At 61.9% G+C, this 15,419-nt stretch carries 12 protein-coding genes; 9 read left to right on the top strand and 3 right to left on the bottom strand.

Going from position 1 to position 15,419, the window contains the following annotated elements:
- The first annotated feature begins 5 nt into the window (after positions 1–5).
- From PGC08_RS18750 to PGC08_RS18735, 4 genes are read left to right on the top strand one after another with little or no spacing between them, the layout of a single operon-like run.
- Entirely contained in the window at positions 6–686 is a 681-nt protein-coding gene (locus PGC08_RS18750) for a nucleotidyltransferase family protein (protein WP_096162703.1), read from the top strand.
- Positions 679–1,593, top strand: a complete 915-nt coding sequence (locus tag PGC08_RS18745; RefSeq protein WP_096162705.1) for an AAA family ATPase — start codon at positions 679–681, stop codon at positions 1,591–1,593. The genes PGC08_RS18750 and PGC08_RS18745 overlap by 8 nt, the downstream gene beginning before the upstream one ends.
- Positions 1,590–2,780: a VWA domain-containing protein gene (locus PGC08_RS18740; protein ID WP_271709151.1), complete on the top strand. Its 1,191-nt coding sequence runs from the start codon at positions 1,590–1,592 to the stop codon at positions 2,778–2,780. The genes PGC08_RS18745 and PGC08_RS18740 overlap by 4 nt, the downstream gene beginning before the upstream one ends.
- A complete protein-coding gene (locus tag PGC08_RS18735; protein ID WP_271709150.1) occupies positions 2,773–3,987 on the top strand; it encodes an XdhC family protein in 1,215 nt (404 codons plus the stop codon). The genes PGC08_RS18740 and PGC08_RS18735 overlap by 8 nt, the downstream gene beginning before the upstream one ends.
- A 51-nt stretch (positions 3,988–4,038) precedes the next feature.
- Here the strand turns inward: PGC08_RS18735 and PGC08_RS18730 are convergent, their stop codons facing one another.
- From PGC08_RS18730 to PGC08_RS18720, 3 genes are read right to left on the bottom strand one after another with little or no spacing between them, the layout of a single operon-like run.
- Positions 4,039–5,442 carry a DUF1116 domain-containing protein gene (locus PGC08_RS18730; protein WP_271709149.1) on the bottom strand — a complete coding sequence of 468 codons (1,404 nt, stop codon included), beginning with the start codon at positions 5,440–5,442 and terminating at the stop codon, positions 4,039–4,041.
- Positions 5,439–7,079, bottom strand: a complete 1,641-nt coding sequence (locus tag PGC08_RS18725) for an FdrA family protein (protein WP_271709148.1) — start codon at positions 7,077–7,079, stop codon at positions 5,439–5,441. The genes PGC08_RS18730 and PGC08_RS18725 overlap by 4 nt, the downstream gene beginning before the upstream one ends.
- Positions 7,063–7,923 (bottom strand): DUF2877 domain-containing protein, encoded by an 861-nt coding sequence (locus PGC08_RS18720; RefSeq protein ID WP_271709147.1) that lies wholly within the window; start codon positions 7,921–7,923, stop codon positions 7,063–7,065. The genes PGC08_RS18725 and PGC08_RS18720 overlap by 17 nt, the downstream gene beginning before the upstream one ends.
- A gap of 257 nt (positions 7,924–8,180) precedes the next feature.
- Here PGC08_RS18720 and PGC08_RS18715 point away from each other — a divergent pair, with 257 nt between their 5' ends.
- The 5 genes from PGC08_RS18715 (at position 8,181) to cutA (ending at position 15,418) form a co-directional block, all read left to right on the top strand.
- A complete protein-coding gene (locus PGC08_RS18715) occupies positions 8,181–9,788 on the top strand; it encodes a PucR family transcriptional regulator (RefSeq protein WP_164513856.1) in 1,608 nt (535 codons plus the stop codon).
- A 170-nt stretch (positions 9,789–9,958) separates the two neighbouring features.
- The gene (locus PGC08_RS18710; RefSeq protein WP_205677149.1) at positions 9,959–11,422 is read left to right on the top strand and encodes a uracil-xanthine permease family protein; all 1,464 of its coding nucleotides are present in this window, start codon (positions 9,959–9,961) and stop codon (positions 11,420–11,422) included.
- Between the two features lie 8 nt (positions 11,423–11,430).
- Positions 11,431–12,426, top strand: coding sequence for an FAD binding domain-containing protein (locus PGC08_RS18705; protein WP_096162717.1), 996 nt, complete (start codon positions 11,431–11,433; stop codon positions 12,424–12,426).
- Positions 12,423–12,977: a (2Fe-2S)-binding protein gene (locus tag PGC08_RS18700; RefSeq protein ID WP_271709145.1), complete on the top strand. Its 555-nt coding sequence runs from the start codon at positions 12,423–12,425 to the stop codon at positions 12,975–12,977. The genes PGC08_RS18705 and PGC08_RS18700 overlap by 4 nt, the downstream gene beginning before the upstream one ends.
- Positions 12,974–15,418, top strand: a complete 2,445-nt coding sequence (gene cutA, locus PGC08_RS18695; protein WP_271709144.1) for an aerobic carbon-monoxide dehydrogenase large subunit — start codon at positions 12,974–12,976, stop codon at positions 15,416–15,418. Before PGC08_RS18700 ends, cutA begins: the two co-directional genes overlap by 4 nt.
- Position 15,419: the final 1 nt, after the last annotated feature.

Genomic DNA, 15,419 nt, shown 5'->3' with positions numbered 1-15,419 from the left:
TATCCATGGTGAAGGCAATGAAGCGCAAGGTCAGCATGATCGTGTTGGCGGCAGGATGCGGCAGTCGAATGGGCGCGCCCAAGGCACTGCTGCGACTGCCTATGGGAACATCACTGCTCGAACACCATGTGCTGACGATGGCTCAAGCCACACAGACGACTAAGGCTGCAGCGCGGGGATCGGAGGATCCGGTTGAGATCATCGTGGTCCTCGGGGCTTCTGCCGACCGAGCCAGGCCGCTGATTCCAGAGAGCGCCCGAGTGGTCGAGAATCCTGACTTTGCAACAGGCATGGGGTCATCACTGCAGGTGGGCCTGCGGGCGGTCGCCGCCGATACCGAAGCGGCGATCGTCACCCTGGTCGACCTGCCAGACACTCCAGCCGAGGCCTACCGCCGCCTGCTTGAGCACTCCGGTACCGAGGTTTTGGCCCGCTGCACCTGGAACGCAACACCCGGGCACCCAGTGATGATCGGCAGGGAACTGATCCCGCGAGCGATCGCGGCCTGTCACGACGAGACAGGGGCGAAAGACCTGTTCAGGGAGCTGTCGAGCCAGGTACTCGGGATCGAATGCGGGGATCTGCTGCCACTGGGCGTCTCTGGAAACAGTGATGTCGATACTGCGGCTGAAGCGCAAGCCCACGGGCTGATTGTGCCCACGACCGGAATGAGTGATCATGCCTGACTTCACCGGCGCTCTTGATCTGGCGAATGCCCTGGGAGATGCGGGGTACATGGCCGACGAATCCCTCGCCACAGCCAGTTTCCTCGCGGGCGCACTCGATAAGCCCCTCCTGTGTGAAGGTGCGCCCGGCGTGGGCAAGACCAGCCTGGCCAAGGCTCTGGCCGAAGTCCATGGCACCGAACTGATTCGTCTGCAGTGCCACGAGGGACTCGACTCGACCCATGCGCTCTATGACTGGGACTTCGCCAAACAGATTCTCCACGTCCGTACCATCGAAGCAGCGGCGAAAGCATCGGCCGAACGACTCGATGCAACCCGCCTCGACGATGAACTCCACAGCCTGCCATTCCTACTCAGTCGACCTATTCTCCAGGCGATCGAAAGTTCACGGAACGACGGGATCGCTGCTCAACCTCGGCGCCCTGTGCTGCTGATTGATGAGATCGACCGTGCCGGCGACGAATTCGATGCACTCCTGCTCGAAGTCCTCTCGGATTGGTCTGTGACCGTTCCCGAGCTGGGCACCATTCACACGCCGACCCCGCCCTTGGTGATCCTCACCTCCAACCGCACACGTGAACTTCACGACGCGCTCAAACGCCGCTGCGTCTACCACTGGTTCTCACAACCCGATGCCCAGACGGAGGAGAGAATACTTGCCCACCATGTCCCAGACTCCTCCCAAGCACTGCGGTCAGCCGTGGTGCGCGCCGCAAATCGTCTGCGGGCGCAGACCTTGGTCAAACCTCCGGGAACTTCGGAGACCATCGACTGGATCCGGGCCCTCGATGCGCTGGGAATCAGTGAGCTCGACGAGGCGGCCGTGAGGTCGACGATTTCCGCAGTCCTGAAAGACGCCGATGACCTCACCTGTCTGAATCCGAACAGTCTGGTCGACCAGATATGAGCGACCTGCCCACCGAGCTGATGCACTTCGGCTCATGCCTGCGCCGGTATGGACTGCCTGCCGGTGCAGACAGGATTCGGACTCTGACCAGCGCACTTGCCCTCATCGATCCGCTGGACCCAACTCAGGTTCGTGCTGCCTCACGGTCATTGATCTGCACCGAGCAGAAACATATTCCGATCCACGACGCCCTCTTCAACCAGCACTTCGGTCTCACCGGGCGACGACTGGCTCAGACTCCTCACGAGGTGAGCGTTCCGACACCGGAGCTCAGTGACGAGTCGAGTGCCTCTGATGAATGGGGCCAGGTCGACGATCAGACTATGGCACTCCAAGCGGCTGCCAGCCGGATCGAGCTCCTGCGCACCACTGACCTTGGGAACGGCGAACATGCGGCGGAGGCAGTGCGTCTGATCGACGGCCTGTCCTTTCGAACCCCACGTCGCAGTGCGTACACAACGAGGCGGAGCAGTATCGGGAGAATCGATGCGAACCAGATACTGAAGACCCTGATCCGACAAGAAGAACTCTCTAGTCTGCCGCGATCAACCCGCCGGGAACGCGATCGAGACGTCACAATCATCGTCGACGTCTCCGCCTCAATGAAGCAATGGCTGCCCGCACTCATCCGATTCCTGGCTCGGGCCACGCCAAGACTCAAGGCACGAAGCTTCACCGTGGGAACGAGACTGACCCGAGTCGACCAGCACTTCTCTGCACCGTTGGCTGAACGTGAACTGCGGGCGGTGCAGGCGACGATTCCGGATCTTGCAGGCGGCACCCGCCTCGGCGAAGGACTGCTCAGCCTGCTCAACGGGGGACATCGAGAGGCGATCCGCGGATCTGTGCTCGTCCTCATCAGTGATGGCTGGGAACAGGGGGACTGCACCGAACTGCGCACCGCGTGCGCACGGCTGGGCAGACTGAGCCACCGATTCATCTGGGTGAATCCTCGTGCAGGTCGTGCCGGCTTCACCCCGGAGGTGCGCGGCATGCGGATCGCTGAGGAATTTGCGCAGGTGATGCTTCCCGCGACCACCGTTGATGGGTGGCAGGCAGTGGCCCAGAATATTGCGTCCAGCCTGGGACGGGATACGACGAGGGCGAACCGGGATGCAGCGAGTCGACATCGGGAAACGGCGAACTTCAACGAATACGGAGCGAAAGAGACGATGACCAATGGCTGAGTTGGAACAGACACTGTTGGATTGGCTGCAGTCGGGCCGCCGGTTCTCAGTGGCCGTCGTCGTCGAAACCTGGTCGTCGGCACCTCGTCCGGCCGGGGCGATGATGGCTGTGGCCTCCGACGGTCAGACTGTTGGCAGCCTGTCCGGTGGATGTGTCGAATCTGCCGTCCATGAACTCGCTCTTGAGGTCCTGGCCACAGGTCAGGCCGGGCTGGCGCACTACGGCACCAGCGACGATGAGGCATACGCCGTGGGCCTTGCCTGCGGCGGGCAGATCGAGGCGCTGGTGATTCCCATCGTGGATGAGACGACGACGGTGCCGCTGGCTGGATATCTGCGTGCGCTTGAGGAATCTCGACCGGCTGCGCTCGCCCTGGAGCTGCCGGTGATCCGTGAGACTTCAGCGGGGGACCTCGGCGACACTGATGACCCCACTGGGCGCATATTGTTCATCGAACCCGCAGGAAGTGCAGCTGGTGTGCCCGCGGCTGCTGGCCGACGCAGTGCGACGGGTGGGACTGAAGCGGAGTGGCGCACGAGTGGAACTCTCGGGCACCCGCGACTCGATGAGCATGTCACCACCGATGCTGGGGCGATGATCGCCCAGGGTCGGACGGGAGTGCGCGAATACGACTCAACTGGAAAGCGCCTCGGCGCTGGAACGCGGATCTTTGTCACCACCTCGGTGCCACCCTCCCGTCTCATCATCTTTGGAGCGATCGACTACGCGGCGGCCTTGTCTCAGCTCGGGAAATTCCTCGGCTACCAGGTGACGGTCTGCGATGCGCGTCCGATCTTTGCTACGCCGGAGAGGTTCCCGGATGCCCACGAAGTCATCGTCTCCTGGCCACATCGATACCTGGACGATGAGGTTCGGGCGGGGCGAATCGATAGTTCCACGGTCATCGCAGTGCTCACCCACGATCTGAAGTTCGACGTTCCGGTGCTCCTCGAAGCGGCAAGGTCCAAGGCCGGATACATCGGTGCACTGGGAAGTCGCCGCACCCACACACTGCGCGTCGAGGCCATGGCACAGGCGGGCGCGAGCACAGCAGAGATCGACCGGATCCATGGTCCCATCGGCCTCGATCTCGGGGCGCGTTCACCGGAGGCCACTGCAGTGTCCATCTTCGCCGAGGTGCTGCTTGAGTTCGCCCGGGGGAGCGGTCGTTCACTGCGGAATACAACCGGACCCATTCACTCTTAGACGCCGGACCCAGTGAATACTTGCTGGGTCCGGCTGCCGAAGCCGAGGGAGCTACTGTCCCAGCGACTCGAGTCCATTGGTGAAGCAGTCCATCGGAGGGTTGACCAGTCCGGCGCCTACCTGGCCGACACCGGCTATGCGACCGGCCATGCCCGTATTGATCTGCGGAAGCACGGTCGTCCGCAGCACCTTGACCAGGTCGATTCCGCTGGGCACACCGCGGAATTCCAGGATCGGAATCTGATGGATCGGGTGCTCACCAGCGGTGATCTCGTACATTCTCCGTGTCGTCTCCACAGCGAAGGCCACATCGCCGCCGACGAGGCGCACCACTGCCGGAGCCGCGGCCATGGCCAGTCCTCCGATACCGGCGGTCTCGGTGATTGCAGAGTCTCCGATATCGGGATTGGCGTCTTCTGGACCGTAGTCACCCAGGTACAGTCCCTCAGCGACCTGGGCCGGTCCGGTGAACCATTCGTCGCCGGTGCCTGAGAGTTGGATGCCGAAATCGGTGCCGTTGCGGGCCATGGTCACGACCAGTGAGGAACCGGGAATACCTTTCGCCGCTGCCATGGCCAGTTTGCAGGTCGGCATCACCAAGTTGAGTGCGAAGTAGTCATTGGCGCCCAGGAATCGACATACCTCAGCGAGGTCAGCGGAGGCGAAATCCAGAGCCAGCAGATCCGGCATCAGATCTCGGAGGAACAGCAGCGTCGCAGTGCGGTTGCGGTTATGCCCCTCATCGCCGGATGCCAACATCTGCGAGACGTAGTATTTCGTGTCGATGGGTCCGTGTGCGGCGACCGCCTGTGCGAGCACGGGGCCCAAGATGTCGCGCATCCAACGGAGGCGGTCAAGCACCTCGTCGTTGTTCGCGCCGTACCGCAGCACCTTGCCCAACCCCTCGTTGAGGGAGCAGTAGGCACGGTTGCCGTACACGGGGTCGACGAGTTCGAACATCCACATCGACGGGCTGATCACTCCGGCCATGGGCCCGACAGCATCCTTCGAATGGCATGGTGCCATGCGGAAGCGCCCGTCGGCGAGCCCGGCTTCAGCATCTTCGAGCGTGTCGGTCAGTCCTTCGAAGACCACAGCACCGGCCAACGCTCCCCGCATAGGACCCGAGGCACGTTCAAACTCGAGGGGTGGCCCCGAATGCAGGAACTCGTTGTCGGCAAGGCCCAGGCACTCACGGGCCGGTCGCAAGCCGACGAGCTGGGCGCCGGCATTGAGCATGGCCTCCAAGGCTTGGGCGTTGGCTGCCAGGCGACGAGGGTCGCTCATCACGGAGAACAGTCTGTTCGTGTCACCCAAGGGCGGTTGCCACGGTACTTCGACGACAGGAATGGCCTGTGCACGCAGCGCGTCGGCGAAGAGTGACAGACCTACACTGACGACTTTCGGTTCGGCTGAGAGCAGCCCGCGCAGTTTCGTCGCCGAGGCAGAGTTCATCGCTGACGCAGAGTTCGCTGCAACGTCCGTTTGAGCCGCTGCCTCGTGGGAGGAAGGTCCGGCCGGGCGGGGAGTCCTTCTGTCCCCGAGTTGTTCAGCCCCGACTGTGCGTCATCTACGGAAGTGCTGTCGCGCTGTGGCTGGTTGAGCGGGGCGATGAAGGAGACCGCGCGTCGAGTCGCCTGAGCGTTGGAGACGTAGACTTCGGCGCCGGCCTCGACGAGCGAGGCCACCGTGGCAGAGAAGTCCTGCGGATCAGCCTGTGTGCCGATGAGACTGACGATGACGGGCAGCTCCCGACCAGCCTGCGTTGCAGTCGAGCGAGCTGCGGAGATGGCTTCGGCGAGACCTTCCGCTGGAGCCGCATGGGCTCCATGACCGAGGACCAGATCGAGGAGGAGAACTCCGGCGCTGCCACCCGCCTCGGCGATGGCCTCAAGGCGCAGGCTGGGGTCGATCATCGGGTGGGCACGTCCCTGAGTCATTCCATCATCACCGAAATCGATGACCGTGTGTGCGGACATAGGCAGTTCGGGACCAGAGATCTTGTCTGCCCCGCCGATGGGGATGTTCGAGGTGATCGGGCCCAGAGTCTCTGCCGCGATGAGCATGGCTTCATCGGCCATGGTGCCACCGCAGAAGAGCCCCACAAGAGGTCCCTGCTTCAGGTCTTCCGTGGTGCCGGTCGTTCCCCACGTCGGCCATGTGGGAACGTCGAAGCCGCAGCTGTCCAGAGCAGCTTCGACGCTTGCTGTCAGATCGGTGCTGTCGGGGCCGAGCACGGCCCAACTGACACCGATGCCCAGATCAGCTGCCAGAACTTCTATTTCTGCGACCACCGCGGCGTCGGCGGGTTTCGACACGACGACGACATGATCGGTGTCTTCATCGCCAGCAAGAGCCCTGAGTGCCTGTTTGGCGCTGAGTCCACCGACATCGTGTGTCAGATCGCGTCCGCCAGTGCCAATCAACTGGGAGATACCCGCTCCTGCAGCATCGAGCAGGGTCGAGACCTGCTGCGCACCAGTGCCCGAAGCGGCGACGATGCCGATCCGGCCCGGCTTTATCTCGTTGGCGAAACCGAGCCCGGCCCCGGCGACGATGGCCGTCCCACAGTCGGGGCCCATGACGATGAGGTCCGCTTCGGTGGCCCTGCGTTTGAGGGCGACCTCTGTGTCGACATCGACGTTGTCGCTGAAGAGCAGCACCGAGTTCCCCGAATCCAGAGCAGCAATGGTTTCGATGCCTGCGTAGTCGCCGGGAACGGAGACCACGACCAGGTTGGAGCCGGTGCGCTCGACCGCTGACTCGACAGTCAGCGGGGGCTGCTCCGCTCCGGTTGCCCCCAGTGAGCGTGTGGCGGTTTCGGCAATGCGGGTAAAGGCCTCGTCGACGGCGGCGAGGCCTGACGTGAGCGCAGCATCGTCGCTGGCGCTGATTGCGATGATCAGGTCATTGGGTGCGGCAGAATCGGGAATGTCGAAACCGGCCTCGCGCATGAGACCGACATTGAGCTCGGTGCCCATGCCGATGAGCGCGGTGTCTACGCCTTCGGTGGCTTTGACCTGCGCAGAAACCTGCATGAGAGCGACGGAGTCGTAGTAGAGGCCTGACCTGATATCAAGAGTCGTCGGCATGGGTGGTTCCTTCCAGTGGTGAAACGAGAGTGAGTTCTTCTGTTGGTGTGAGTACCGCGAGGGCTCCTGTCAGGAGATCGTGTCCGGAGTGATGACCGATCCGGCTGATGTTCGCGAGCACCCAGTTGAGAGAGTCATCTTCGCCGTCACCAAGGCAGGCGATGTCGGTGATGGCATGTTCGATCTCCGGGATGCAGTAGCCCTCGACGGCGGCACGCAGAAGTGAGGCAGACAGGGCCGTGGTTCGCGCTTCGAAGGCGATGTTGGACAGTCTTTGTGTCAACAGGGACTGTTGGCGCGAGCGAGACACCGACTGGGATGTCCGACGCAGCGCCAATGCGATCCCACACAGTGCGTCATCGCCGGAGGGTGTGCTTCCGGGGCCGTAGCCGAGGAGAGCGTGGACGCAAGAGTCCACGTCCTGAACGATCCCGGACTCCAGCGCACGAACGAGATTGAATGACCGAGAAGCCAGATCGTTGCGGCCCGGAATCAGGCGTTCTCGGATCGATTCGACCACATCTCGCGAATATCGGTGAGGACCTAGCAGGTCAAGGGGCTCGACCCGACTGGGACGCCATGTCCGAACGATGACGCAGCACAGGTTCGCGGTTTCGACCCGTTCCACGCTCGGGTGGGCAGCTGCAGTTGAAAGAGTGATGGTTGCCGGCATCTCAGTACGAAGCTCGCCGAGGTGGGCCGCAGTCAGCTGGGGCACCTGAATTCCCGTCGGCAGCTGCAGGGCATCCGGGCCCAACACGGGAAGGATCTGTTGACCCCACGGGTAGGCATCGACACCAATGTAGAAGCCAGTTGGAAAGAGTCCGAGAACCTTTGCGTTCACGGTCACAACGCTTGCGTTCGGGAGGTTTGGTCTTAAGACGGCAGCGCTGTTCGGGTCCAGGAACGGCATCGGGGAAACCGCTGCCGGCAGAGTACGTGACGTGGACCTCATTTCGACAGATTATCGTGACCTGCTATCGTCACTGCATGTCAAATGATGCCAAGAATGGCGTGGATATGCATCAAAATTTGCTAGCCCATGATGGCGACGCCATTTCAGCCTGTCTGTCCGTCCGTGACGTCATGGATCTGCCGAGTATGCGAAACGGCACGGTCGTCGCGGGTGCACAGGGGCTTGATCGCCAAGTTGAACTGACCAATGTGATGGAAGTTCCGGACATCATCCCCTGGGTGAAACCGCGCGAACTGCTCCTGACCACCGCCTATCCGCTGCGCGATCGACCCGAGGAGATTGCCCAGCTCCTGACGACGCTAGACGCCAGCGGGGTCTCCGCCATCTGCATCAAGCCGGGACGATATCTTCCCACGATCCCGGCCTCCGCAATCGCGGAAGCCAATCGGCTCGGCCTGCCCATCATTCACCTCGGCGACGGAGTGGGCTTCGACGAGATTATGCACGAAGTGCTCTCGAACAACCTTGATCGCCGAGCCGAACTCATCCGGAAGACGGAACAGACGATGCGAGAGCTTGTCGACGTCGTCATCAACGACGGTGACCTCGAAGACGTCTGTCAGATGGTGGCGGAACGGATCGGTGTGGCTGCAGCGGTCACCACCTTGGACGGCAGAGTGCGTTGTCTGCGGACTCATTCGATGGTCGCCGAAGCCGAAGCGGGGGTCAGTGAGGATCTGACGAGCTTGGTCTGCTTCGACAAGTCTGGCCGTTTCCGTGTCGAGGACGAACCCGCGGGCCTGGAACGCAGCGGACAGACCCGCGCGGATCGGACTTACGTGTGGGGCAATTGCACCATCGAAGGCGGAGACAAGACTCTGGGCCGCATCGTTGCCTTCGGCGAGGGAAGGCTCACAGCTCCCGAGTTCCGACTCATTGAACAAGCCGCCGCCGCGGCGGCGCTTGTCATCACCCGGGAGAAGGCGATCACTGCGGTCGAGAGCAAGTACCGCACAGACTTCGTCCTTGAGGTGCTCCGAGGCCATATTGCGTCCACAGACCGAGTGCTCTCCCACGCAGATTCGTTGGGCTGGGACCTGGCCCGACCCATCAACGTCGCAGTCGCCGAGGTGGATTCGGAAGCGGACCAGACAGATGCTGAGAACAAGCGGACGATGCAGTCCCTCTTCGCCGACGCCTGGACGAAAGTCGTGTCACAGGACGATCCCGCCGCTGCGGTCGTCGGTTCGGGAGATCAGGTCATCCTGCTGCTCTCGGCAGAGAGCGCGGACAAGATCACGGCACGACTCAGGTCCTTCATCACGGATGTGCGCGGATATGGAGGGGGCGGCAGGAGGCAGTTCTCGGTCGGCATCTCACGGCCAGCAGCAGACGTGTCCGGCCTGGCAGCGGCCTATCAGGAGGCGATGCGCGCACTCGAGGTCGGACGCCAGCTCGAACGTGGTCAGGGCCTCAGCCATTACGACTCCTTAGGCGTTTACCGGTTGCTCCTTCAGGTGACGAAGAAGGAAGAGCTGCGCAGTTTTGCCCGCGAGGTCCTCGGCCCGCTGGCTGGGGACGACAAAGAAGAATACGCAGGACTGCGCACCACTTTGCAGGCTCTGCTCGATCACAATCTCAACGTGGCAGAAACGGCACGGTCGCTGTTCTTCCACTACAACACGCTGAGATATCGGATCACCAAGCTCGAACACATGGTTGGGCCGTTCACCGAGGACCCCAACCTCCGTCTCTCGGTGTCTTTGGCGTTGCAGATCGTCAAGCTTCCTTAGCAAAGACTGCCGACGACGACTGGGTATATTTGGCAGGATCTGACGTGATGTGTACCTCAGCATCCCAATAGAGTCGTGGTGTTAGTCGAGATGTTTCGTGACCGGCGGCTGCAAGAACACACGTGTCGAAATGTCTGCACCGGGCCTTTCTCAACGATGGGGAGAAACACATGTCGATGTTTTCATGGACGTTGCACGGGGACGGCAAGACTGTCGCTCCAGGTGAGTTCGTCAAACCCAGCGAGCGTCTGACCTGGGGCCGAACGATCGGCCTTGGCGCTCAGCACGTGGTAGCCATGTTCGGGGCCACCTTCGTGTTCCCCGTCATCATGGGGCTCAACCCGCAGCTGGCGGTCATGATGTCGGGATTCGGCACCATCATCTTCCTCCTCATCGTCAAGGGCAAGGTGCCCAGCTACGTCGGCACCTCGGCCGCATTCGTCGGAGGTGTCACCGCTGTCACCGCTCAAGGCGGCACCCCCGCCGAGGTGACCGGTGCGATCATGGTCTCGGGCGTCATCCTCGCTCTCGTCGGTGTGTTCATCCACTACATCGGAGCGTCAGCGCTGACTAAGGTCCTCCCACCCGTCGTCACCGGCGGAGTGGTCATGCTCATCGGCTTCAACCTGGCCCCGGTCGTTGCAAATACCTACTGGCCCCAGGACCAGTGGGTTGCGGTCATCGTCATGGTCTTCATCGTCTTCCTCTCCGTCTGGGCGAGAGGGTTCCTTGGTCGAATCGCAGTGTTCCTGGGCCTCATCCTCGGCTACGGAGTCTCTTGGCTCTTCGACAAGATTTTCGGTCAGATCACCTCATTCAGTGCCGCTGCCGGAGAAGTGACCACACACTTCCGCGTGGACTTCTCCGCCATCGAGTCAGCCGCGTGGATCGGATTCCCGCCCATGACGGACACTGCTGCAGGTGTCGTCGGAGTTCACCTTCCAGTCTTCAACGCGGCAGCGATCGTCGTCATGCTGCCCGGCATCATCGCCCTCGTCGCCGAGAATGCCGGACACGTCAAGGCAGTCGAAGAGATGACCGGTGACAAGCTCGACAAATACATGGGCCGCGCGGTCCTCGGTGACGGCGTCGCCACTGTCGTCGCCACCTCGGTCGGAGGCTCACCGACGACAACCTATGCAGAGAACATCGGGGTGATGGCGGCAACGCGTGTCTACTCCACCGCGGCCTACTGGGTTGCTGCACTTGTTGCGATCTGCTTCGGCTTCTCACCGAAGTTCGGTGCACTCATCTCTTCGGTGCCGGGCGGAGTCCTCGGTGGCATCACGGTCGTCCTCTACGGAATGATCGGCATGCTGGGCGCGAAGATCTGGATCGAGAATCGGGTCAACTTCGCCAACCCGCTCAATATCGTCCCGGTCGCAGCGGGACTGATCATCGCCATCGGTGACGTCAGCTTGAAGTTCACTGACGACTTCATCCTCTCCGGAATCGCGCTGGGGACGATATCGATGCTGGTCATGTACCATGTTGCGCGTTGGCTGGCGCCGAAAGAACTGCTGGATGATCCGGCCGATGGCGCTGGACTCAACATCGGAGGCGAAGGGCAGAGAGCCCGGGTCACCGCAGACCTCGAACAGGATCGCAAGCTCCGCAGAACGAAAGATGAGTGACATAGACAATGAAGCCTTCTCCCCTGAGGATTCACCGTCCGAAGACTATTGAGAACACCCTGGAACTGCTCGCGGCGCATGCATCGGATGGAAAGATCATCGCCGGGGGACAGAGTTTGGTCCCGGTCCTCAATATGCGACTGGCAGCTCCGGAGAACCTCATCGACATCACAGCTGTCGACGGGCTTGACGGGCTCACGGTCGAAGGACAGGAGATTACAGTCGGTGCGCTCGTGAGCCACCGACGACTCGAGCGTGATCCGGACGTCGCCTCTGCGAATCCCATCCTCGGTGAAGCACTCAGACACGTCGCTCACCCGGCGATCAGGAACCGGGGGACCACAGTCGGCTCCATCGCTCACGCCGACCCCAATGGTGAGATGCCGATGATACTCGCGCTGACTGGCGGCTGCGTGAAAGTCAGGAGCCTGAAGGGCACCCGCACGCTCACCGCAGACGAACTCAATGTCGGTCCGCTGGAGACCAGCCTGGAACCCGAGGAGCTCATCACCGAGGCGATCTTCCCGGCTCTCCAGCCAGGTCAGAGGGCCGGGTTCGACGAACTGGCGCGCCGCAGCGGCGACTACGGGCTGGCCGGGGTTGGACTGATCATGTCCACCGACAATACCGACGCTGCTGCCTCTGTTGACGCTGCTGACCCGCCTGGCTCCGGGGCTGCGGGCAAGATTGCCACGATCACCGGGTTGAAGGCGGGATTCGTGTCAGTCACGGACACCCCGGACATCATCGAACTCGATCACATCGTCTCCGGCACCCCAGTGGATCGCGTGGACACGATCGTCGACGCAGTCGCCTCGGCGATCAAGGATTTCATTGATCCGGATGGGGACATCCACGCCACCGCCGACTATCGCCGGCATCTCACAGGAGTCATCGCCGGACGCCTGCTCAAGCGATTGAGCAGGCAGAACAGCACTCGTGGTGCGTCAGCCCTCAGCGGTGGACAGCGAGCAGCAACATGCAAGGAGAAGGAATCACGATGACCCAGACGAGCGCGGCTGAGGCAGCAGCCGAACCGAGATCGACCATCCGGCTGAGTGTCAACGGCAAAGACCATGTCCTCGATGTGCCGGATCGCAAGCTTCTCTCCGACGTTCTGCGCCAGGATCTGGAGCTGACGGGTACCCATGTCGGCTGCGAACACGGGGTCTGCGGTGCCTGCACAGTACAGCTCGACGGCGATCCGATCCGGTCCTGTCTGATCTTTGCCGCCAGCGCACAGAGTCATGAGGTCACGACCGTTGAAGGAATCGGAGACGATCCGGAGAACCCGGCCGACGTGCAGCAGGCCTTCATCGATTCCCACGGGCTGCAATGCGGCTTCTGCACTCCGGGGTTCATCACCACCATCGACGCCTTCGTGAACGAAAACCCGCACCCGAGCGAAGAAGAGGCTCGGGAGGCGATTTCCGGCAACCTCTGCCGGTGCACCGGCTACCAGAACATCGTCAAGGCAGTTCAACGCACTGCCGAACTGCGGGGCGGCTGTGGCCAGAACTGCTGCGGCAGAGAAGATACCGAGGTGTCTCAATGACCACACGTATGTTCGGCCAAAAGATCAAGCGTCGGGAGGACCCGCGTCTCGTCACCGGCAATGGTCGCTATCTTGATGATCTGGCCAACGGCAGTGTGGCCGCGGCCTTCGTGCGGAGCCCTCACGCCCACGCTGACATCGTCGATATCGACGTCACAGGCGCCATCGATGTTGAAGGTGTCATCGCGGTCTGGACCCACGAAGATCTGCCCGGTCAGGCAGCAGACCGCCTGCCCATGCTGATCCCGCACCCATCGATCGTGGCACCTCATACCGGTTTCGCTCTGGCCCCAGACCACGTGAACTTCGTCGGTGAGCCGATCGTCATGGTCATCGCCCGCGACCGCTACATCGCCGAGGACGCGGCCGGACGGATAGAGATCGACTACGAGTTTCTTGACCCGATCGTCGGCGTCGAAAAATCTCGCGAGGGGCAGCGGGTCGTCCACGCCGGAATGGACGACAACGTGGCCGCCCATTACGTCCAAGAAGTTGGGGACGTTGATGCTGGATTGGACCGGGCCCCACATACGCTCGACCTCGACCTGGAGTTCGAGCGCAGCGCCTGCATGCCGATGGAAGGCAAAGGCGTCATCGCGGCCTGGAACCGGGAGGATGAAAGCCTCCAGGTCCATTCCTCAACCCAAACCAGCACCGGGTTGCGTGCCGCGTTAGCAGCACGGCTGGAGATCCCGCTGACCCGGGTCGAAGTCATTACTCCCGATGTCGGTGGTGCCTTCGGCGTCAAAATCAACCACCCCTGGCCAGAGGAACTGGCCGTGGCCTGCGCCGCGAGAGCGCTTGGAACGACGGTGAAATGGACCGAAGACCGGCGCGAGCACTTCATCTCCTCAGCGCACGAGAGAGCACAAACTCAGAATGTGAAGGTCGGATTCGACGATGACGGTCGGATACTCAGTTTGGATGTGAAATTCTGGCACGACAACGGCGCCTACATTCCATACGGCGTCATCGTGCCTCTCAACACTTCGACGCATGTCATGGGTCCCTACAACATCGCCAACTACCGAGTTGAATACTGGTCTCTGTACACCAACACCGTCATGGTCACGCCCTATCGAGGCGCCGGTCGCGCCCATGCAGTGTTCATGATGGAACGCACTGTCGACGCCATCGCCGACGAACTCGGCATGGATCGCACACAGGTGCGTCTGAACAACTTCGTCCGCGAATTCCCCCATCCCATGGGAGTCACCATGCAGGATGGTGCGGAAGGCTGCCTGGACTCGGGCGACTTCGTGACCTCACTCGACAAGCTCAAAGCCCTCGTCGGCTGGGACGAGTTCGAAGCCTATCGGGACCAGGCCAGAGCCGAAGGTCGCAAGGTCGGCTTGGGGATCGGATGCTATGTGGAGAGCACCGGTGCCGGTCCTTACGAAGGCGGCCATATCGAGGTCGAATCCTCTGGCCGGGTGAATGTCTGGACTGGGCTGACGACCCACGGGCAGGCTCATGCGACTGTCTTCGCGCAGATCGTCGCCGATGCACTCGGCGTCCCCATCGACACAGTCCATGTAGCGACAGGTGACACTCGAAAACTTCCGTACTCGGTCGGGACTTGGGGATCGCGAGGGGCCGTGATGGCAGGCAACGCCCTGCACCTGACGGCTCAGAAGGTCAAAGCCAAGGCATTGAAGATTGCCGGCGAGTCCCTCGAGGCCGACCCTGAGGACCTTGAGATCGTCGACGGGATCATCTCTGTCAAAGGCGACCCCAGTGCCGCCATGCCCTTGGCCGCGGTGTCTGTTCTGTCGAATCCCCTGCGTTACGCGTTCGACGAAAGCGCCAAGGCCGCGACTCAGTTCGCCAAGGAGTCCACAGCTGAGGAGCCCTCGGTGAAACCGGGCGAGCAGCCGGGACTGGAAGAGCAGGAGTTCTTCTCGCCGCTGCGCTCCACCGTGGCCAACGGCATGCATGCCGCGATCGTCGAAACCGATCCGGAGACTGCTGACATCACGATCCTTCGCTACTGCGTCGTCCACGACTGCGGGCCGATGATCAATCCGATGGTCGTTGAGGGACAGGTCCACGGCGGTGTTGCCCAAGGTGTGGGAGGGGCGCTCTACGAACGGATGGCCTATGACACGGACGGACAGCTGCTCAATGCTTCCTTCATGGACTTCCTCATGCCCTTCGCGTCCGAGATTCCCCACGTTGAGACCGATCATCTGGAGACCCCAAGTCCGCTCAATCCTCTGGGCATCAAAGGCGCAGGAGAGGCCGGAACAATTCCGACGGCCACGACTATCGCGTCTGCCATCGAAGATGCTGAAGGCTTCCCAATCCGTGCCATGCCACTCGATCCTTCAACATTGTGGGAACTGCGGAACAAGCATGCGGCCGGTGAAGTCCCTGGACTGAAATCCCGAGGCCTCGGCTCTGCCGTTTCTGTACCCCCATCCATTGCCGGACACCAGTAAG

It is taken from the genome of Brevibacterium sp. BDJS002 (assembly GCF_028201555.1).
Lineage (GTDB): Bacteria > Actinomycetota > Actinomycetes > Actinomycetales > Brevibacteriaceae > Brevibacterium > Brevibacterium aurantiacum.
This window is presented reverse-complemented; position numbering and strand designations above follow the sequence as displayed.

Bases quoted from the DNA above. Each gene is read 5' to 3' on its own strand.
- PGC08_RS18750 (WP_096162703.1), top strand. From the start codon at position 6: ATGGTGAAGGCAATGAAGCGCAAGGTCAGCATGATCGTGTTGGCGGCA.
- PGC08_RS18745 (WP_096162705.1), top strand. From the start codon at position 679: ATGCCTGACTTCACCGGCGCTCTTGATCTGGCGAATGCCCTGGGAGAT.
- PGC08_RS18740 (WP_271709151.1), top strand. From the start codon at position 1,590: ATGAGCGACCTGCCCACCGAGCTGATGCACTTCGGCTCATGCCTGCGC.
- PGC08_RS18735 (WP_271709150.1), top strand. From the start codon at position 2,773: ATGGCTGAGTTGGAACAGACACTGTTGGATTGGCTGCAGTCGGGCCGC.
- PGC08_RS18730 (WP_271709149.1), bottom strand. From the start codon at position 5,442: ATGAACTCTGCCTCGGCGACGAAACTGCGCGGGCTGCTCTCAGCCGAA.
- PGC08_RS18725 (WP_271709148.1), bottom strand. From the start codon at position 7,079: ATGCCGACGACTCTTGATATCAGGTCAGGCCTCTACTACGACTCCGTC.
- PGC08_RS18715 (WP_164513856.1), top strand. From the start codon at position 8,181: ATGCGAAACGGCACGGTCGTCGCGGGTGCACAGGGGCTTGATCGCCAA.
- PGC08_RS18710 (WP_205677149.1), top strand. From the start codon at position 9,959: ATGTCGATGTTTTCATGGACGTTGCACGGGGACGGCAAGACTGTCGCT.
- PGC08_RS18705 (WP_096162717.1), top strand. From the start codon at position 11,431: ATGAAGCCTTCTCCCCTGAGGATTCACCGTCCGAAGACTATTGAGAAC.
- PGC08_RS18700 (WP_271709145.1), top strand. From the start codon at position 12,423: ATGACCCAGACGAGCGCGGCTGAGGCAGCAGCCGAACCGAGATCGACC.
- cutA (WP_271709144.1), top strand. From the start codon at position 12,974: ATGACCACACGTATGTTCGGCCAAAAGATCAAGCGTCGGGAGGACCCG.